The organism is Cryobacterium sp. Sr8 (genome assembly GCF_004403225.1).
In the GTDB taxonomy this organism is placed as follows: Bacteria; Actinomycetota; Actinomycetes; order Actinomycetales; family Microbacteriaceae; genus Cryobacterium; species Cryobacterium psychrotolerans.
In genome coordinates, this window is the sequence record NZ_SOHO01000070.1 from 130969 (window position 1) to 149918 (window position 18950).

General features: G+C 69.4%; 15 protein-coding genes. 8 read left to right on the top strand and 7 right to left on the bottom strand.

What is annotated here, in order from left to right; translation table 11 throughout:
- Positions 1–17: 17 nt before the first annotated feature.
- Together E3T54_RS15075 and E3T54_RS15080 are read right to left on the bottom strand one after the other, a co-directional pair.
- Positions 18–1727, bottom strand: coding sequence for a DUF5671 domain-containing protein (locus tag E3T54_RS15075; RefSeq protein WP_241977253.1), 1710 nt, complete (start codon positions 1725–1727; stop codon positions 18–20).
- A complete protein-coding gene (locus E3T54_RS15080; RefSeq protein WP_092323054.1) occupies positions 1667–2134 on the bottom strand; it encodes a hypothetical protein in 468 nt (155 codons plus the stop codon). Before E3T54_RS15080 ends, E3T54_RS15075 begins: the two co-directional genes overlap by 61 nt.
- A 76-nt stretch (positions 2135–2210) precedes the next feature.
- Here E3T54_RS15080 and E3T54_RS15085 point away from each other — a divergent pair, with 76 nt between their 5' ends.
- Complete coding sequence (locus E3T54_RS15085; RefSeq protein WP_092323053.1) at positions 2211–3716, top strand: sensor histidine kinase; 1506 nt, start codon at positions 2211–2213, stop codon at positions 3714–3716.
- Positions 3717–3752: 36 nt separating this feature from the next.
- Here the strand turns inward: E3T54_RS15085 and E3T54_RS15090 are convergent, their stop codons facing one another.
- A complete protein-coding gene (locus E3T54_RS15090; RefSeq protein WP_092323051.1) occupies positions 3753–4001 on the bottom strand; it encodes a WhiB family transcriptional regulator in 249 nt (82 codons plus the stop codon).
- 185 nt (positions 4002–4186) lie between these two features.
- On the opposite strand from E3T54_RS15090, the gene E3T54_RS15095 reads away from it, so the two are divergent.
- On the top strand, positions 4187–4618 hold the full coding sequence (locus E3T54_RS15095; RefSeq protein WP_134476397.1) for a hypothetical protein: 432 nt from the start codon (positions 4187–4189) through the stop codon (positions 4616–4618).
- A gap of 31 nt (positions 4619–4649) precedes the next feature.
- Here the strand turns inward: E3T54_RS15095 and bcp are convergent, their stop codons facing one another.
- From bcp to aroA, 3 genes are read right to left on the bottom strand one after another with little or no spacing between them, the layout of a single operon-like run.
- Positions 4650–5129 carry a thioredoxin-dependent thiol peroxidase gene (bcp, locus tag E3T54_RS15100; RefSeq protein WP_134476398.1) on the bottom strand — a complete coding sequence of 160 codons (480 nt, stop codon included), beginning with the start codon at positions 5127–5129 and terminating at the stop codon, positions 4650–4652.
- 39 nt (positions 5130–5168) lie between these two features.
- Positions 5169–6221 (bottom strand): ribosome small subunit-dependent GTPase A, encoded by a 1053-nt coding sequence (rsgA, locus tag E3T54_RS15105; protein WP_092323047.1) that lies wholly within the window; start codon positions 6219–6221, stop codon positions 5169–5171.
- Complete coding sequence (gene aroA, locus E3T54_RS15110) at positions 6222–7580, bottom strand: 3-phosphoshikimate 1-carboxyvinyltransferase (protein WP_134476399.1); 1359 nt, start codon at positions 7578–7580, stop codon at positions 6222–6224.
- 122 nt (positions 7581–7702) lie between these two features.
- On the opposite strand from aroA, the gene E3T54_RS15115 reads away from it, so the two are divergent.
- The 3 genes from E3T54_RS15115 to E3T54_RS15125 all read left to right on the top strand — a co-directional run bounded on the left by E3T54_RS15115 (position 7703) and on the right by E3T54_RS15125 (position 10851).
- On the top strand, positions 7703–8338 hold the full coding sequence (locus E3T54_RS15115; RefSeq protein ID WP_241977271.1) for a sigma-70 family RNA polymerase sigma factor: 636 nt from the start codon (positions 7703–7705) through the stop codon (positions 8336–8338).
- The gene (locus E3T54_RS15120) at positions 8335–8577 is read left to right on the top strand and encodes a zf-HC2 domain-containing protein (protein ID WP_134476400.1); all 243 of its coding nucleotides are present in this window, start codon (positions 8335–8337) and stop codon (positions 8575–8577) included. The genes E3T54_RS15115 and E3T54_RS15120 overlap by 4 nt, the downstream gene beginning before the upstream one ends.
- Before the next feature lie 81 nt (positions 8578–8658).
- A complete protein-coding gene (locus E3T54_RS15125; RefSeq protein ID WP_370255607.1) occupies positions 8659–10851 on the top strand; it encodes an MMPL family transporter in 2193 nt (730 codons plus the stop codon).
- A gap of 204 nt (positions 10852–11055) precedes the next feature.
- Here E3T54_RS15125 and E3T54_RS15130 read toward each other — a convergent pair whose 3' ends face one another.
- Positions 11056–14805: a multifunctional oxoglutarate decarboxylase/oxoglutarate dehydrogenase thiamine pyrophosphate-binding subunit/dihydrolipoyllysine-residue succinyltransferase subunit gene (locus E3T54_RS15130; protein ID WP_134476401.1), complete on the bottom strand. Its 3750-nt coding sequence runs from the start codon at positions 14803–14805 to the stop codon at positions 11056–11058.
- 134 nt (positions 14806–14939) lie between these two features.
- Between E3T54_RS15130 and E3T54_RS15135 the strand changes: the two genes are divergently transcribed.
- The 3 genes from E3T54_RS15135 (at position 14940) to E3T54_RS15145 (ending at position 18917) form a co-directional block, all read left to right on the top strand.
- Complete coding sequence (locus E3T54_RS15135; protein WP_134476402.1) at positions 14940–16379, top strand: GuaB1 family IMP dehydrogenase-related protein; 1440 nt, start codon at positions 14940–14942, stop codon at positions 16377–16379.
- A 148-nt stretch (positions 16380–16527) separates the two neighbouring features.
- Positions 16528–17859, top strand: a complete 1332-nt coding sequence (locus tag E3T54_RS15140; RefSeq protein ID WP_092323037.1) for a hemolysin family protein — start codon at positions 16528–16530, stop codon at positions 17857–17859.
- Complete coding sequence (locus E3T54_RS15145; RefSeq protein WP_134476403.1) at positions 17856–18917, top strand: hemolysin family protein; 1062 nt, start codon at positions 17856–17858, stop codon at positions 18915–18917. Before E3T54_RS15140 ends, E3T54_RS15145 begins: the two co-directional genes overlap by 4 nt.
- Positions 18918–18950: the final 33 nt, after the last annotated feature.

Below are 18950 nucleotides of genomic sequence, written 5' to 3' on the forward strand. Positions count from 1 at the left end.
ACGCCCGGGCGGACGGCTCAGTCGGCCAGGGGAATCACGTCGATGCGGTTGCCCGGTCCGGTGACCACCAGCACGCGCTTGCCGGCCACGCCGGCCAAGGCAGCGGCGAGCTGCGCGGCGTCGGGCGCGGGGACCGGCCCTTCGCCGGTGTCCGCGCGGGGCCACACGGTCACCGAGGCGCCGGTGGCAGCCTCGATGGCCTGAGACTGCGGCTCTGGGTCCGCTCCGGTGACCAGGAAGACGCGGGAGATGCGTCGTTCACGGGCGGCCGGGGCCAGGGCTCCGACGACCGCACGGTCACGCCGCCAGACACTGAAGTGGTAGGCGGAGACCAGAGCGGTCGCAACGAGCAGCCCGAGCGGGGCGCGGATTTTCTCGACCAGGCTCCCGGCCGACGCCGATTCGAGGGCGAACTCGAAGATCCCGTTGCCGACCACCAGCAGGGCGACCAGCGCCACTATCGCGCTGAGGCCGAAGACCGCGATGAGGTACACCCGGCGGCCGGTGGAGGCCATCTCGGCCTCCGCGACCGGGGCGGCGGGCTTCCACACCAGCCACCAGACCGGGCCGCCGACCACCAGGGCGCTGATGCCGCCGAGCAGCAGCGTGCGGGTGTCCGCGCCCGCGAGCGGGCTGCTCAGGGTCGCCAGGAGGGAGTTCACGATGATGCCGATGCCGGTGGCTGCGGCCACCAGGCCGACCCCGGAGGTGACCAGGGTGCCGGCCTGCCGAGTGTCGTGCGGACGGCCCCGGGAGATGAGCGCGTGGTAGTACCAGACCAGTGCGCCGATGGCCGCCGAGGCGATCGCCTCGCCCAGCGGGTCCAGGAGGTCGCCGATCGGGTCGGCGCGGTCGAAGGCCAGTCGCAGAAGAACGAACAGGGTCGCGCCGATCCCGCCGAGGGTCAGGACGCCCGCACCGAGGATTCCGATGACGACGAGCGCCACGTTGGCGAACCCGGTCTTCAACCGGCGGGCATCGTCGTGGATCCAGTGCCACCACCAGATCGCCGCGCCCACAACGGCCCAGAGCAGAGCCTGCAGCGGGGACTCCCACCAGGGTTCGCCCACCGACGCCTGGTCGGATGCGCGGATGGCGGTGTCGAGGAGTGAGCCGAGGGCGTTCACGGCGCCGCCGACTCCGATCACCAGGCCGTAGAGGGCCCCGAGGACGATCGGCAGGGTGGCCAGGCGCACCGGTCGCTTGGCCGCGTGTCGCCACATCCACCGGTGCCAGGCCCAGACGCCGGCCCAGACCAGGCCGGTGGAGAAGTCGGAGGGCTGCCAGGTGCCGTCGATGAGTTGCAGCGCAGCCCCCAGCAGGGCGGAGGCGGAAAGCATGAGGGCCACCGTGTACATGCCGGCCAGATACAGGCCCCACGCGAGGGAAGACCGCTCGGCCGGGTCGGCGAGCCTCCGCCAGACCGCCCACCAGAGGAGCGCCGCGAGCGGTCCGCCGATCAGGGTGAAGGCCAGCGAGCGCGCCAGGCCGGCGACGTCGTCGGACGCCAGCGCCGTTCCCGCCTCGAGGAGTCGCGAGAGCAGGCCGCTCAGGCCGGTGGCGCCGATCGCCACCAGGGCGAACAGCAGCACGTAGACGATCAGGCGACGCACGGTGCGCTGGGCGCCGCCCGCGGTCGGGGCCTGGGGTGTGGCTGCGTCGCTCATCACTTCACCGCCGTGTTCGTGCAGACGGTGAGTGACCACGGGGTCTGGTCGATCAGCCATTTTCCGTCAGACTTCACGAGGTCGAAGACCTCCTCGGTCTCGAACTCCGAGGAGTCGAACGGGCCTCCGCCCTCATAGGAGGTGACGAGGGAGACCTTCACGTCGGCCGAGTCCTCCCGTTCGGTCGTCGAGACCAGGGTGACCCTGACGTTGTCGGTGGATGCGTTCTCGAACCTCTCGCACGCCTCCCGCGCCTCGGGGGTGAGGTACTCGACGGCAGCGGACTCATCGCCGGCGATGACCGCCGCGGAATACCGCTGCACGACACCCGCCGGAGTCGACTCGTCGAGGAGCCTGGGTTCGCCGCGCGAGAACACGACCGCCAGGGCGACAATCACCAGGACGCCGATGACGGACAGGATGATCAGGAGGGTGCGGTCGGGTCGGACCGATTCCGATGCGTTCATAGTGCACATCATGGCGGATTCCGCCCCTGCCGCCTATGATTCCGGCCGAGCGCGTCGTCGGCCGTAGGCTATGACGGTGTCGACGCTCAGTGATCTCGTACTTGCCCAGGGCCGCAGCAGCGCGGAGGATGTGGACTGGCTCCACATGCTCGTCGCTGACGGCCAGCTCCTCGCCGACCTCGCCTTCGCCGACCTGGTCGCCTGGGTGCCCACGACGACCGGCAGCTTCGTGGCGGTCGCCCACCAGCGGCCGTCGAGCGCCGCGACCCTGTTCTACCGCGACTTCGTCGGCCAGGAGATCAAGGGGGAGTGGCGCAAACAGGTGACGGAGGCGTTCGAGACGGCCAGGATCATCGACACCACGGCCCCCGACTGGTACGAGGAGACCCCCACCCGGGTCCGGGCCATCCCGGTCATGCGGCGGCTCAGCTCGACCGGTTCCCAGGTCACCGACACGCCGATCGCCGTGCTCACCCGGCACACCAACCTGAGCGAGGCGCGCAGCCCCAGCCGCCAGGAGCTCACCTTCAACGACTGTGCCAACGACCTCTTCGCCATGATCGCCTCCGGGGACTTCCCCGACCTCGGTGCGCCGACGGGCCCGCGCCGCGGGGCCCCGCGTGCCTCGGACGGGCTGATCAGGCTCGACGTGGACGGGATGACCACCTTCGCCAGCCCCAACGCACTGTCCGCCTTCAACCGGATGGGCTTCGACGACGAGCTGGAAGGCGAGTCCCTCGCCGAAGTGACGGCCCGCCTGCTCACGGGAACGGCCGTCGTCGACGAGTCGCTGCCGCTGGTTGTGACCGGGCGGGCGCCGTGGCGCACCGACGTCGAGGCGCGCGGGGTCACGGTCTCGCTTCGCGCCATACCGATCCGCAACCGCGGAGAGCGGATCGGCGCCATGGTTCTCTGCCGAGACGTGACGGAGCTGCGGCACCAGGAGCGCGAGCTGATCACGAAGGATGCCACCATCCGGGAGATCCACCACCGGGTGAAGAACAACCTGCAGACGGTGGCTTCCCTGCTGCGCATCCAGGCCCGCCGGACCCACTCGGACACGGCCCGCGAGGCGCTCAACCAGGCGATGCGCCGCGTTGCGGCCATCGCCGTCGTGCACGACACCCTGTCGGAAGGGCTGAACCAGATCGTCGACTTCGACGCGGTGTTCGACCGGGTGCTGCTGCTCATCGCGGAGGTCGCCTCCGCGCACAACACGACGGCGCATCCGAAATCATCCGGGAGTTTCGGCACCCTGCCGAGTGCCTACGCGACACCGCTGGCCCTGGCCCTGACCGAACTGGTCACGAACGCGGTCGAGCACGGCCTCGCCGGGCGCGAGGGTGAGGTGTCCATCCAGGCGGAGCGGAGCGAGGAGACCCTCACCGTGACCGTGCGCGACAATGGCGCCGGAATGCCGGAGGGCAAGGTCGGCTCCGGGCTGGGAACGCAGATTGTGCGCACCCTGATCCAGGGGGAACTCAGCGGCACCATCGACTGGCACACCATGATGGGCAGCGGAACCGAAGTGACGATCGAGATTCCGCTGCGCTTCATGAAAGAAAGCCAGGACCGCTCCTGAGGAGCGGTCCCGGCTTTCTGTGCCGAAGCGCGGCGCTTAGGAAGCGCGGCGGGCGCGAGCGGCGCGGCGCTTGAGGGCGCGGCGCTCGTCTTCGCTGAGGCCACCCCAGACTCCGGAGTCCTGACCGGTCTCCAGTGCGTACTGGAGGCACACCTCGGTGACGGTGCAACGGCCGCAGACGGCCTTCGCCTTCTCGATCTGGTCCACGGCGGGGCCAGTGTTGCCAACGGGGAAGAAAAGTTCCGGGTCGGCGGTGAGGCAGGCAGCTTTGTCGCGCCAGTCCATAGGGGTGCTCCTTTATTGCAGATGGGGATGCCTGGCCAGATCGGCCGAAGATGCAGGGCCCGATCGCAGGAAAAGTACGGATCTACGCATAGAGATCGGCTCACCGCCCTGTGAGCGTCAACCGGGCCTCAAATATGGTCGCATAATGGTGGAGTCAAATCAATAGTTTTGTATGGGATAGTCCTGTGAACGAGCACGCAGATCAGAGCCGGGAGGGCGCGAGCGAGCCTTCGGGGACCCGGCGACCGCCCTCCCTGCTGGCCCTCACGGCCCTCCTGGCGGCCGAAGCGCTGCTTCTCTGGGTGGCCGCCGGATGGCTCGTGTTCGAGCTGCTCACGGAGACGCCGGCGTCCGCGGCCAGCGCCGTCGCCATCCTCGTGCTCGTCCTGATCGCTGCGCTCTGGGTGAGCGCGATCGCCCGGGGCGCGCTGCGGGGGCGGCCGTGGATCCGCGGCGCAGCCCTCACCTGGCAGCTGTTGCAGGTCTTCGTCGCCATCGGCTGCTTCCAGGGCCTCTATGCCCGCCCTGACCTCGGCTGGGCGCTGCTGCTGCCCTCGATCGCCGTGATCGTGCTGCTCTTCACCCCGCGCGTGCTGGCGGCGACGAGGCCCGTCTAGCCCGGCCGAGCGGATGCGCCGTCGCGGCGGTCTAGGCGTCCAGGCCGAGCTTCTTCCGCAGGCCGGCGACGTGGCCGGTCGCCTTCACGTTGTAGAGCGCCAGCTGGATCAGGCCCGACTCGTCGATCACGAACGTCGACCGGAGCACGCCCGTGACGGTCTTGCCGTACAGGTTCTTCTCTCCCCAGGCGCCGTAGGCCTTGTGCACGTCGAGGCTCTCATCGCTCAGCAGCGGGAAGTTCACGGCGTCGTGCTCCTGGAAGGTCTTGAGCCTGGCCGGGGCATCCTTCGACAGGCCCAGCACCTGGTAGCCGGCCGCCGCGAGCGAGCCGAGGTTGTCGCGGAAGTCGCAGGCCTGGGTGGTGCAGCCCGGCGTCATGGCGGCCGGGTAGAAGTAGACGACGACCTTGCGCCCGGCGTAGTCGGCGAGCGAGACGGCTTTGCCGTCCTGGTCGGTCAGGGTGAACTGCGGGGCGGTGTCGCCCGCGGAGAGGCGCGTGGAATCGGTCATCCCCTCACGCTAGCGGCTCCCCGCCCCGCCCGACCCCGGTCAGTGGGAGGGGGCGGCGGCGAACGTGGCGAGCAGGCGCTGCAGCGAGTCAAGTCGCGCCTTGCCGGTGTCGCCGAGTTTGCCGGCCTCGACCGTCTCGATGATCGCGCAATCGGGGGAGTCCGGCAGGTGCGTGCAGCCCCTCGGGCATTTCTCCGCCACGGTGGCGAGGTCGGTGAACGCCTTGAGGATGTTGTCGGTGTTGATGTGCCCGAGGCCGAACGAGCGCACGCCGGGGGTGTCGATGACCCAGCCCCGCCCGGCGTCCGTTTCCAGCCGGAGCGAGATCGTCGACGACGACGTGTGCCGGCCTCGGCCGGTCACCAGGTTGACGACGCCGACGGCGCGTTTCGCGTCGGGCACCAGCGCATTGACCAGGGTGGACTTGCCGACGCCGGAGTGCCCCACAAAGACCGTGTCGTGCCCGACCAGGGCCTCGGAGATCGCTTCGAGCGGCATCGCGTCGTCGCGGCTCTGGAAGACGGGCAGGTCGAGGCCGGCGAAGTTGCTGAGGAACACGGCGGGGTCGGCCAGGTCGGTTTTGGTGATGCAGAGGATGGGCGAGACGCCGGCGTCGTAGGCGGCCACGAGGTACCGGTCGACCAGGCGGATCCGGGGTTCCGGGTTGGCCGCCGCCACCACGATGAGCATCTGGTCGGCGTTGGCGACGATCACGCGCTCCACCGCGTCCGTGTCGTCGGCGCTGCGGCGCAGCAGGGTCGTGCGCGGCACGATCCGCACGATCCGGGCCAGGCTGCCCTCGGCGCCGGTCGTGTCGCCGACGATGTCGACCCGGTCGCCGGTGACGACGGCGTGTTTGCGCAGCTCGCTCGCCCGGGCCGCGGTCACCCGGCGCTCGGTGGGCAGGTTCTCATCGAGCATGACGGTGTACCGGCCGCGGTCGACCGAGAGGATGCGCCCCGTCAGGGCATCCTCGTGGCCCGGCCGTGTCTTGGTGCGGGGCTTGTTCCCCTTGCGGTTCGGGCGCACGCGCACGCTGGATTCGTCGAACTCCGGTTCGTCGTCCTCGGGGGTCGACCACCAGGTGGTCATCTAGTGCGCTGCCCCGGCGAGGAGGCCGTGCCACAGCTCGGGGAACTGGGGGAGCGTCTTGGCGGTCGTGCCGATGTTCTCGATTTCGACGCCGGGCACGGCGAGGCCGATGATGGCGCCGGCGGTGGCCATCCGGTGGTCCTCGTAGCTCTTCCACGGGCCCCCGTGCAGCGGCCGCGGGTCGACGCGCAGTCCGTCCTCGAGTTCCGTGGCGGCGCCGCCGAGGCCGTTGATCTCGGCGGCGAGGGCGGCGAGGCGGTCCGTCTCGTGGTGGCGGATGTGGCCGATCCCGATGAACGTGCTCGGCGAATCTGCGAGCGCGGCCAGGGCGACGAGGGCCGGGACGAGCTCACCGCCGGTCGACAGGTCGAGGTCTACGCCGTGGATGCCCTCGCCGGCCGTGACGGTGAGGCGGTCGCCGTCGCGGCTGACGGTCGCCCCGAACAGCGGCAGAAGCTCGGCCAGGTGCGCGCCGACCTGGGTGGTCTGCGCCGGCCAGCCGGTGATGGTCACGCTGCCGCCGGCCACCAGCGCGGCGCAGAGGAACGGGGCGGCGTTGGACAGGTCGGGTTCGATGTCGGCGTCGGCGCCCCCGATCGGCCCGGGGCGGACGACCCATTCGCCCACGGCCGGGCTCTCGACGCGCACGCCGCGACCGGCGAGGGTCGCGATCGTCATCTCGATGTGCGGCAGGCTCGGCAGGCGCTCGCCGGAGTGGCGAAGGTGCAGCCCGTGCTCGAAGCGCGGCGCGGCCAGGAGCAGCCCGGAGACGAACTGGCTCGAGGTCGACGCGTCGATGGTGATCTCCCCGCCGGCGAGGCTGCCCGTGCCGTGCACGGTGAAGGGCAGCGCGAGGCGGCCGTCATCGTTGATGTCGGCGCCGAGGGCACGCAGCGAGGTGATCGTGGTCGCCATCGGCCGGCGCCGGGCGCCGGCGTCGCCGTCGAATGTCGTCGGGCCGAGCGCGAGGGCGGCGACCGGCGGGAGGAACCGCATCACGGTGCCGGCCAGGCCGCAGTCGATCGTGGTCGAGCCGAGCAGCTCGCCCGGGGTCACCCTGAGGTCGGTTCCGTAGTCCCCGCCGCCGTCGACGGACTCGATCGTGGTGCCCAGCTGGCGGAGCGCTGCGACCATCAGGTCGCTGTCGCGGGAGTGCAGCGGAGAGCGCAGGAGAGAGGGCGAATCGGCCAGCGCGGACAACACCAGCTCGCGGTTGGTGAGCGATTTCGAGCCCGGAAGCGACAGCGTGGCGGCGAGCGGACCGGTCGCGGTGGGGGCGGGCCACGCGCCTTCAGCGTCCGCCGGCGCGGTGTCGCCGTACGGATCGAACTCCGGCTTGGAATATCTCGAGATCAGCATCGGTTATCAGAATAGTCGGTACGAAGTCGAGGGAGGTCCGAGTGGCAGGCGCAGCGCTGATGACCCGGCCGGTGACGACCCGACCGGTCAACCCAGAGGTCCACGGCTTAGGATTGCCGGTGATGACAACAGATGCGACAGCCGGTGCTGAGAAGCGGGACCTTTTCGAAGAGCAGGCCCTGCCGTTCATCGACCAGCTTTACGCGGCGGCGATGCGGATGACCCGCAACCCGTCCGACGCACAGGACCTGGTCCAGGAAACGTTCGTGAAGGCGTTCGCGGCCTTCAAGCAATTCGAGCAGGGCACCAACCTCAAGGCCTGGCTGTACCGCATCCTGACCAATACCTTCATCAATACCTACCGCAAGAAGCAGCGCGAGCCCTACCAGGGAACCATCGACGAACTCGAGGACTGGCAGCTCGGCGGCGCGGAATCGACGACCGCAATGTCGAGCAGGTCGGCCGAGGCCGAGGCCATCGACCACCTGCCGGACAGCGCCGTCAAAGACGCGTTGCAGTCCATCCCGGAGGATTTCCGGCTGGCCGTCTACTTCGCCGACGTCGAGGGGTTCTCCTACCAGGAGATCGCCGACATCATGAAAACACCGATTGGCACCGTCATGAGTCGCCTGCACCGTGGCAGGCGACTTCTCCGTGAGCTCCTGACCGGCTATGCGATCGAGCAGGGTCTCGACGCCGGCCAGGCCGCGCAGCAAACCGTGACAGGGAGCCGGAAGGAATCCGGGAGCATCAAATGACCGACTGTGGATGCGAGAAGGCCAAGGCCGAACTCGAGGAATACCTGCACAACGAACTCTGCGGGGAAGACGCGACAGATATTCGCGACCATCTCGCCGCCTGCGATGACTGCAGCTACGAGCACCTGGTGGGCAAGACGCTCACCGAGGCCGTGCAGCGCGCCTGCACGGAAACCGCGCCAGAGGATCTCCGCGACCAGGTGCTCCTCCGGCTCCGCACGATCCAGTCCGGCCACTGACCGTTCCGCAGCGATTCGCAGCGACCGTTTCAACCTTTTGGACGACGAGGAGCGGGCAACGGGGTCGATAATCTCGGTACCGTGACCAAAACTGCTGCGACTGCGCCCCTGAAAGACCCCAGCCGGAAGACGGACTCCGGAGTGCCCACCTGGTTGCGCGTCCTCATCCCGGTTGCGCTCATCCTGGTCTGGTTCGGGCTGTTCGGCGCTGGGGGCGCCTCCTTCGGCAAGATCAGCGAGGTCGCCACAAACGACCAGGCGCAGCAGTTGCCGGCCAGCGCGGATGCCACCCGGGTGCAGGCGCTGCAATCGGAGTTCCGCGGCGGCGACACCCTGCCCGGCGTGCTCGTGTACCAGAGCGACGGCGCCCTCACCGAGGCGGACCTGGCCGACATCGAGGCCCAGGTCGCAGAGCTCGCCACCATCGACGGGGTGGTGCCGGGTTCCGTCTCCCCGGTCATCGTCTCTGACGACGGTCAGGCCGCGGAGGTCTTCCTGCCCCTCGACACCGCGGTGAAGCCGGCCGAATCCGTTGGCGAAATCCGCGACTACCTCGCCGCCCACCCGATCGACGGGGTCGACGTGTACGCCACCGGTCCGGCCGGGCTGATCGCGGACCTGTCCGGCGCCTTCGCCGGCATCGACGGCATCCTGCTGCTCACCGCGCTCGCCGCCGTGCTGCTGATCCTGATCATTGTGTACCGGTCGCCGTTGTTGCCGCTGATCGTGCTCGGCACGAGCCTCGCCGCGCTCTGCGCGTCGGTGCTCGTCGTCGTGGCGCTCGCCGGGGCGGACGTGCTGATCCTGACCGGGCAGACCCAGGGCATCCTGTTCATCCTGGTGATCGGCGCGGCGACCGACTACTCCCTGCTCTACGTGTCGCGGTATCGCGAGGCGCTGCGCGACCACGAGCGCAAGTGGGACGCGACGCTGGTGGCGCTGCGCGGATCGCTCGAGCCCGTGCTCGCCTCCGGCGGGACCGTGATCGCAGGGCTGCTCTGCCTCCTGCTCAGCGACCTGAACTCCAACAAGGCCCTCGGCCCGGTCTCCGCGATCGGGATCGCCTTCGCCGTGCTCGCGGCGCTGACCCTGCTGCCCGCGCTGCTCCTCTGGGCCGGGCGCACCGCGTTCTGGCCCCTCCGTCCGGCCGTCGGCTCGGCCCACCCGAACCTCGCCGGCGCGGGCCGCGGGCTCTGGCCCGCGGTCGCCCGCCTGGTCAGCCGGCGCACCCGCCTCGTCTGGGTCGCCTCCACCCTGCTGCTCGCGGTGGCGTCGATCGGCGTGCTCCAGTTCAAGGCCGACGGCGTGCCGCAAAGCGACTTCGTGCTCGGAGCGTCGGAGGCCCGCGACGGGCAGGCCGTGCTCGCCGAACACTTCCCCGGCGGGTCCGGAACGCCGACGATCGTGATCGGGCCGGAGGGCGAGCTGCAGAACCTGGCCGACGTCATCCTGGGCACGGCGGGGGTCGACTCGGTCGCCGTTGTCTCAGCGGATTCGGTGAGCGGCTCGCTGCCGGTCACGACGGAGGGGCTGGCGCCGGTCGGGCCGCCCGGAACCCCCGTCGGCGAGCCGACCGTCATCGACGGCCGCGTGATGCTCCAGGCGACGCTCGACGACGTCGGGGATTCCGCGGCGGCCGAGTCCACCGTGCGCGAACTGCGCACGGCCCTGGCCGACGTCGACGCCGGCGTGCTCGTCGGCGGGACGACGGCGATCGCGGTGGACACGAACGACACCGCGATCCACGACCGCACGCTGATCATCCCGGTCATCCTCGGAGTGATCCTGCTCATCCTGATGATGCTGCTGCGTTCGATCCTGGCGCCGGTGCTGCTCGTCCTCACGGTCGTGCTCTCATTCGGGGCGGCGCTCGGTGTGTCGGCCTGGGTGTTCAACGACCTGTTGGGTTTCCCCGGGGCCGATCCGTCGGTGCCGCTGTTCGGGTTCGTCTTCCTGGTGGCGCTCGGAATCGACTACAACATCTTCCTGATGACGCGGGTGCGGGAGGAGTCCATCCTGCACGGCACCAGGCCGGGCATCCTGCGCGGGCTCGTGGCCACCGGCGGGGTGATCACCTCGGCCGGGATCGTGCTCGCGGCGACGTTCGCGGCCCTGGGGGTGCTGCCGATCCTCTTCCTCGCCCAGATCTCGTTCATCGTGGCGTTCGGGGTGCTGCTCGACACGTTCCTGGTGCGGTCGCTGCTCGTGCCGGCGCTCGCCTACGACATCGGCCCGGCGATCTGGTGGCCCGGCAAGCTGGCTCGGCGCCCGTAGCGCAGCGCCGCCGCCCGGGCCCACGGATGCGCCGAGTTGGCCTGTTCCGGTCGAGGTTGCCCCGCGCACGGGGCAAACTCGGCCGCAACCGTCAATCTCGGCGCTCACCCACCGCCCGCAGCCGTCGACAATCGCCGAAACTGCCGAGAACCGCCGTTCCAGTGGCGACTCTCGGCAGGAACGGCGACTCTCGGCGAGAAGCGGTTAGAGCGTCAGCGCCTGGCGCAGCAGCTCGGCCTGTTCGGCGGCGTGGCGCTTGGCCGACCCGGCCGCGGGTGACGCGGATGCCGCCCGGGAGAAGAGCCGCATGGCCCGCGGGCCGAGCTTGTTCGTCTCGAGGTAGAAGAACGGCCACGCGCCCTGGTTCTCCGGCTCGTCCTGCACCCACGCCAGCTCGGCATTCGGGTACAACTCGGCCACGTGCTTGAGTTCGACGGAGGGCAGGGGGTAGAACTGCTCCAGCCGCACCAGTGCGATCTCGGGGTTGGGGTTCTTCTCCAGCTCGTTCAACAGGTCGTAGTAGAGCTTGCCCGCCATGAAGAGCACCCGTTTGACCGCGTTGCGGTCGGTGATGCGCGCATCGTCGATGACCGGTTCGAACTTGCCGTTGGTGAAGTCGGCCACGCCGCTGGTGGCGCCGCGCAGTCGCAGCATCGACTTGGGCGTGAACACGATCAGCGGGCGGCGCGGACGCATATACGCCTGGCGGCGCAGCAGGTGGAAGTACGACGCCGGGGTCGACGGCCGGGCCACGGTCATGTTGTTCTCCGCGCACAGCTGCAGGAAACGCTCGATCCGCGCCGAGGAGTGGTCGGGTCCCTGGCCCTCGTAGCCGTGCGGAAGCAGGAGCACGACGGAGGAACGCTGTCCCCACTTCTGCTCGGCCGACGAGATGAACTCGTCGATGATCGTCTGGGCGCCGTTGGCGAAGTCGCCGAACTGGGCCTCCCAGAGCACGAGGGCGTCCGCGCGCTCGACCGAGTAGCCGTATTCGAAGCCCATGGTCGCGTATTCGCTGAGCAGGGAGTCGTAGATCCAGAACTGTCCCTGGTTCTCGCTCAGGTTGGCCAGCGGCAGCCACTCCTGGCCGTTGACCCGGTCGTGCAGCACCGCGTGGCGCTGGACGAACGTGCCTCGGCGGGCATCCTGGCCGGCGAAGCGCACCGGGGTGCCCTCGAGCAGCAGGGAGCCGAGGGCGAGCAGCTCGCCGAAGCTCCAGTCGATGTTGCCGCTGCGGCTCATGTCGAGGCGCTTCTGCAGCAGCTGCTGCAGTTTGTTGTGCACCGTGAAGCCGGCGGGCTTGTTGTTGAACGCGTCACCGATCAGGTGCACGACGCCCTCGGGGACCCCGGTCTTCTCCGGCTCTCCGGCCGAGTCGTCCGGCACGCCGAGCACGCCGGCAGCCGAGCCACCGGGGAGGATGGGCGTCGAGGACGTCTGGGCGGCGTGCGTTTCCATGAACGCGCGCTCGAGCCGGTCCTGGAAGTCGCGGTGCGCGGCCTCGTACTCCTCCTGGGTGATGTCGCCACGGCCGACGAGGCCCTCCGTGTACAGCTTCCGGACCGAGCGCTTGGCCTCGATCAGGTTGTACATCAGCGGCTGGGTCATCGACGGGTCGTCGCCCTCGTTGTGGCCGCGTCGGCGGTAGCAGACCAGGTCGATGATGACGTCGCGCTTGAATTCCTGGCGGTAATCGAAGGCGAGCTCCGCGACCCGGACCACGGCCTCCGGGTCATCCCCGTTGACGTGGAAGATCGGCGCCTGGATGGTCTTGGCGACGTCCGTCGAGTACACCGAGGTGCGTCCCTCGCCGGGAGGCGTGGTGAAGCCGACCTGGTTGTTGACGACGAGGTGGATCGTGCCGCCGGTGCGGTATCCGCGCAGCTGCGACATCTGGAGGGTTTCCAGCACGACACCCTGGCCGGCCATCGCGGCGTCGCCGTGGATGAGGACCGGGAGCGTGGAGAACGTGCCGATGGGCTTGCGGTCCTGCTTGGCCCGCACAATGCCCTCGAGCACGCCGTCGACGGCCTCGAGGTGCGACGGGTTCGCGGCCAGGTAGACCGAGATCTCCTCGCCGTCCGCGCCGCGGAACACACCCTCGGTGCCCAGGTGGTACTTCACGTCGCCGGAGCCCTGGACGGTGCGGGGGTCCTGGGTGCCCTCGAACTCGCGGAAGATCTCGCCGTAGGTCTTGCCGGCGATGTTGGTCAGCACGTTCAGCCGGCCGCGGTGGGCCATGCCGATCGCGACCTCGTCGAGCTTGTGGTCGGCCGCACCCTGCAGGATCGAGTCGAGCAGCGCGATGGTCGATTCACCGCCCTCGAGGCTGAACCGCTTCTGGCCGACGTACTTCGTCTGGAGGAAGGTCTCGAAGGCCTCTGCCTCGTTGAGCTTGCCCAGGATGCGCATCTGCTCGTCGTGGGTGGGCTTGACGTAGGACTTCTCCATCTTCTCCTGGACCCACTTGCGCTGGCCGGGATCCTGGATGTGCATGTACTCGATGCCGGTCGTGCGGCAGTAGGAGTCGCGGAGCACGCCGAGGATGTCGCGGAGGAGCATCAGGCGCTTGTCACCGAAACCGCCGGTGACGAATTCGCGGTCCAGGTCCCAGAAGGTGAGCCCGTGGTTGGCGATGTCCAGGTCGGGGTGGCTGCGCTGCTTGTACTCCAGCGGGTCGATGTCGGCCATCAGGTGGCCGCGGACCCGGTAGGCGTTGATGAGTTCCTGCACCCGGGCGGTCTTGTCGACGGCGCTGGCCAGGTCGACGCTGATGTCCGGGGCCCAATGGATCGGGTCGTACGGGATGCGCAGCGCCGAGAAGATGTCCTCGTAGAAGTTGTGCTGGCCGGTCAGGAGCTCGTGCACGATCTTGAGGAACTCGCCGGAGCCGGCACCCTGGATGACCCGGTGGTCGTAGGTGCTGGTCAGCGTGATGGTCTTGGAGATGGCCAGGCCGGTGAGGGTCTTGACGCTCGCGCCCTGGAACTCCGCCGGGTAGTCGAGGGCGCCGGCCCCGATGATGCAGCCCTGGCCCTTCATCAGGCGGGGCACGGAGTGCACGGTGCCGATACCGCCCGGGTTGGTGAGCGACACGGTGGCGCCGGAGAAGTCGTCGGCGGTCAGCTTGCCCTTGCGGGCCCGGGTGACGAGGTCCTCGTAGGCGGAGAGGTACTCGCCGAAGGTCATCGTGTCCGCACGCTTGACCGCGGGGACCATCAGTGACCGGGTGCCGTCGGGCTTCGGCAGGTCGATGGCGATGCCGAGGCCGACGTGGGCCGGGGCGACGACCGACGGCTTGCCGTCGACCTCGTCGTAAAACACGTTCTGGCTCGGGAACATCTTGAGCGCCCGGATCAGGGCCCAGCCGATGAGGTGGGTGAAGGAGACCTTGCCGCCGCGGGCTCGCTTCATGTGGTTGTTCATGACGATGCGGTTGTCGATCAGAAGCTTGGCGGGAATGGTGCGCACGCTCGTCGCCGTCGGCACGGTGAGGCTGGTGGCCATGTTCGCGGCCAGGCTCTTCGACATGCCGCGGAGGGGCGTGACGACGTCCTTGGCTTCCGCCGCTTCACCGTCGGTGATGATGGCCTGAGGGCTCGTGATCGGCGCGTCGGCGGGGACCGGGAGCGGCTTGGCGGCGAGGGATGTGGTGCGCGCCTGAGGCTGCGAGCCGGGAGCGGCGGCGGGCGGGGCGCTCTCCGCGGCCCGTGCCGGTGCCGCTGCAGCGGGTGTCTCGGCCGCGGGCTCGGCCGTCACGGGCTCGGCCGCGGTCTGCGCACCTGCGCCGGTCGCGGTCTGGTGGTAGCTCTCCAGGACCGGCCACCACGACTCGTCGACGAGGGACTTGTCGACGAGGTACCTTTCGTACAGCTCGTCCACGAGCCACTCATTCGCTCCGAATTCACCCGACGTAGTCTCGTCGGATCCACCACCGGTCAACTGGCTAGACAAGCCGATCGCCCACTCTCTTCGTTGATTCTGAATGCCCCCGCACGATCACAAAATCGCCGGGTCAAGCTGTCTGTCCAGCCTAATCCCCTCGGGAGCGGCTGCGTTCATCGGCGTGGAGGGCTAGCTTTATTTCCATGCAGTTCTATGGAGCGTTTCCGAGCAACGACCTGACCTACTCCGATGTCTTCCTCGTGCCGAGCCAATCGGAGGTCAGGAGTCGCCTCGACGTCTCCCTCGCTCCGGGAGACGGGACGGGCGCCACCCTGCCCATCGTCGCCGCGAACATGAACTCCGTCACCGGACCGCGCCTGGCCGCCACGCTCGCTCGCCGCGGCGGGCTCGGGGTGCTGCCCCAGGACATGCCCCTGCAGGACCTCGATGCCGCCATCCGCTGGGTCAAGGCGCAGTCGGTGCGGTTCGACACACCCTTCGTTTTCGCCCCGGAAGACACCGTGGCGATGGCGCTGCGCCAGGTGCCGCCGGCGGACGGGCAGGGAATCCTGATCCACGACGCGCAGGGCGGCTACGTCGGCTGCATCGTCGCTTCCCGGCTGGCGACCGCGTTGCCGGATGCGCGCCTCGGCGACCTCCTGCACGGTGCGCTGGCCTCCCTCGACGCCGACGACCTCGACGGCCCGCGGGGCGCGTTCGACCTGATGACGGCCGCCGACCTCGACTTCGCGCCCGTGCTGCATCACGGTGAGATCGTCGGCACGCTCAGCCGCAAGAGTGCACTGCGCGCCACCCTCTACGAGCCCGCTGTCGACGCCCAGGGCCGCCTGCGGGTGGCCGCCGCGCTCGGCCTCAACGGCGACATCGCGGCCAAGGCCCGTGCGCTCGCCGCGGCCGGCGTCGACGTGATCGTGATCGACACCGCGCACGGCCACCAGGCCGGGATGGTCACGGCCATCCGGACCGTCGCGGACCTTGATCTCGGCATTCCGATCGTGGCGGGCAATGTCGTCACCGCCGAAGGCGTGGCCGTCCTGGTCAAGGCCGGCGCCAGCATCGTCAAGGTGGGTGTCGGTCCCGGAGCCATGTGCACGACGCGCATGATGACGGCGGTCGGCCGCCCGCAGTTCTCCGCGGTGCTCGAGACCGCCGCCGCCGCGCGGGAGCTCGGCGCCCACGTCTGGGCGGACGGCGGGGTGCGCTATCCCCGCGATGTCGCCCTGGCGCTGGCGGCCGGGGCGGCATCCGTCATGATCGGTTCCTGGTTCGCCGGCACGATCGAGGCGCCCGGCACCCTGTCCGCGGATGCCACGGGAGCCCTGTTCAAGGAAAGCTGGGGCATGGCCTCCACCAAGGCCGTCCGCCAGCGCTTCGACCGCCTCGACGCCTATGAGCTGGCCCGCAAGACTCTGTTCGCCGAGGGGATCTCCAGCTCGAAGATCTACCTCGACCCGCTCCGCCCATCGGTCGAGGACCTGCTCGACATGATCACCTCCGGCGTGCGCAGCTCGTTCACCTACGCGGGGGCGACGACGATCGAGGAGTTCCACGAACGGGCCCGCGTCGGGGTGCAGTCGGCGGCCGGTTACGAGGAGGGCAAGGCTCTGCACGTGTCGTGGTGAGCGCGCCGACCTCCGCTCGTGCCCGGCCGGTATAGTTGAAAGATAATGGACGACCCCCACCCTGCAGCTTCGCCCAGCCCCTGTCCGTTACCCCCTCACCCCGCGCGTTCGCGGACCGGGCTTTCCCACCTGACGTGCGGTGGAAGCCATGTTTGAGTGGCTGATGCTCGGCGTCGGCCTGCTCCTGACCGTCGGCACCGGCCTGTTCGTGGCCAGCGAGTTCGCCCTGGTCAACCTCGACCGCTCCGAGCTCGAGGCGAGGCGCGACCGCGGCGAGACGCGTCTGGGCCTGACCATCTCGGCGCTCAAGATCACGTCGACCCACCTCTCCAGCGCTCAGCTGGGCATCACGCTCACCACGCTGCTGACCGGTTTCACCATGGAACCCGCCCTCAGCTCGCTGCTCACCCCGCCGCTGACCGGCCTGGGCTTCGCCGAGGCCACCGTGCCCGTCATCGCGACGACCATCGCGATCGTCATCGCCACCCTGGTCTCGATGATCATCGGTGAGCTCGTTCCGAAGAACTTCGCCCTGGCCCTGCCGATCCACACCGCGAAGCTGGTGATTCCGTTCCAGACGGTGTTCACGACCGTGTTCAAGCCGGCCGTGGTCCTTCTCAACGGCAGCGCGAACGGCCTGCTGCGGATGGTCGGCATCGAACCCAAGGAGGAGCTCTCCGGGGCGCGCACGGCGGAGGAACTGTCCTCGCTGCTGCGCCGTTCGGCCAGCGCCGGGCTGCTGAAGAAGGACACGGCGACCCTGCTGCACCGCACCCTGCTCTTCTCGAGCCACACGGCCTCCGACGTGATGACCCCGAGGCCGCGGGTCGCCAGCATCCAGCGGACCGCATCGGCCCAGGCCGTCATCGACCTGACGAAGCAGACCGGCTACTCCCGCTTCCCGGTCGTCGACGAGAGCGTCGATGACGTGATCGGCATCGTTCACGTCAAGCAGGCCGTGGCCGTGCCCAGGCGACGCCGGGCGGATGTCCCCGTCTCCGCGCTGCAGTCGGATGCCCTCCGCGTGCCCGAGACGATGAAACTCGACGGGCTCCTCGCCGAGTTGCGGGGCCGCGGCTACCAGATGGCGGTCGTGGTCGACGAATACGGCGGCACCGCCGGCGTCGCCACGCTCGAAGACCTGGTCGAAGAACTCATCGGCGAGGTGGCGGACGAGCACGACCGCACCCGCGCCGGGGTGGTCAGGTCGCCGGATTCGCTCACCTTCCCCGGCATGCTCCGCCCGGACGAACTGGTCGAGCGCACCGCCATCGTCGTGCCCGAGGACGGGCCGTACGAAACCGTCGCCGGCTTCGTGATGAGCGAACTCGGCCGGCTGCCCGTGGTCGGCGACACCGTGCTGATCCCAGGGGGAGAGTTGACCGTGGAACGCCTCGACGGGCGCCGAATAGACCGGCTCCGGTTCACACCGGACGGCCGGGCACCAACCGAGACCGAGCGCGCGGGGGGCAAGGCATGAGCGACTGGGCAGGAATCGTCTGGCTGGTGGTGCTCCTCGCCGCCAACGCCTTCTTCGTCGCGGCCGAGTTCGCCGTGATCTCCGCGCGCCGATCCCAGATCGAACCGCTCGCCGAAGCCGGGAAACGGAGCGCCAAGACCGCGCTCTGGGCGATGGAGAATGCCACCCTGATGCTGGCCACCACGCAGCTGGGAATCACGATCTGCTCGCTGCTGATCCTGAACGTCTCCGAGCCGGCGATCCACCACCTGCTCGAGGGCCCGCTTGCCCTGACCGGGCTGCCGGAGGAGGCCATCGGGGTGATCGCCTTCGCGATCACGCTCCTGGTGGTCTCGTACCTGCACGTCGTGCTGGGCGAGATGGTGCCGAAGAACCTGTCGTTCTCGGTACCGGACCGTGCCGTGCTCATCTTCGCCCCGCCGCTCGTGCTGTTCGGGCGGCTCGTGAAGCCCGTGATCGTCGCGCTCAACTGGGCCGCGAACGGGGTGCTGCGACTGTTCGGCGTGCAGCCCAAGGACGAGGCGACCAGCACCTACACGCTGGACGAGGTCGCCACCATCGTCAGCCAGTCGACCAGGGAAGGCCTCCTGTTCGACGGCAGCGGCGCGCTCAGCGCCGCATTCGAATTCACCAACCGCACGGTGAAGGATGTCGCGGTGCCGCTGGCCAAGCTGGTCAGCCTGCCGGAACCGGTCAGCCCCGCCGACGTGGAGAGGGCGGTCTCCAAGCACGGGTTCTCCCGGTACGTCCTGGTCAACCCGAGCCGGGAGCTCACCGGGTACATCCACCTCAAGGACGTCATCGACCTCGACGGCGACGCCTCCGCCGGCGCCGGCCAGGGAACCTACGCCGAACCGATCCCGGCCAAGCGCGTCCGGCAGCTGGCCTCGATCTTCGAGGGCACCGAACTCGAGGACGCGCTGGCGACCATGCGTCGCACCGGGGCGCACGTGGCCAGGACGTTCACCTCGGCCGGCGAGACGACCGGGGTGCTCTTCCTCGAGGACATCATCGAGGAGCTCGTCGGCGAAGTCCAGGATGCCACCCGCCGAGAGTAACGGGCCCCTCGCGCCGGGCGCGACCCCGGCGTA

Coding starts and splice junctions, on each gene's coding strand:
- E3T54_RS15075 (WP_241977253.1), bottom strand. CDS start 1,727: ATGGCTGATCGACCAGACCCCGTGGTCACTCACCGTCTGCACGAACAC.
- E3T54_RS15120 (WP_134476400.1), top strand. CDS start 8,335: ATGACCGACTGTGGATGCGAGAAGGCCAAGGCCGAACTCGAGGAATAC.
- aroA (WP_134476399.1), bottom strand. CDS start 7,580: ATGCTGATCTCGAGATATTCCAAGCCGGAGTTCGATCCGTACGGCGAC.
- rsgA (WP_092323047.1), bottom strand. CDS start 6,221: ATGACCACCTGGTGGTCGACCCCCGAGGACGACGAACCGGAGTTCGAC.
- E3T54_RS15080 (WP_092323054.1), bottom strand. CDS start 2,134: ATGAACGCATCGGAATCGGTCCGACCCGACCGCACCCTCCTGATCATC.
- bcp (WP_134476398.1), bottom strand. CDS start 5,129: ATGACCGATTCCACGCGCCTCTCCGCGGGCGACACCGCCCCGCAGTTC.
- E3T54_RS15135 (WP_134476402.1), top strand. CDS start 14,940: ATGCAGTTCTATGGAGCGTTTCCGAGCAACGACCTGACCTACTCCGAT.
- E3T54_RS15090 (WP_092323051.1), bottom strand. CDS start 4,001: ATGGACTGGCGCGACAAAGCTGCCTGCCTCACCGCCGACCCGGAACTT.
- E3T54_RS15115 (WP_241977271.1), top strand. CDS start 7,703: ATGACAACAGATGCGACAGCCGGTGCTGAGAAGCGGGACCTTTTCGAA.
- E3T54_RS15140 (WP_092323037.1), top strand. CDS start 16,528: ATGTTTGAGTGGCTGATGCTCGGCGTCGGCCTGCTCCTGACCGTCGGC.
- E3T54_RS15145 (WP_134476403.1), top strand. CDS start 17,856: ATGAGCGACTGGGCAGGAATCGTCTGGCTGGTGGTGCTCCTCGCCGCC.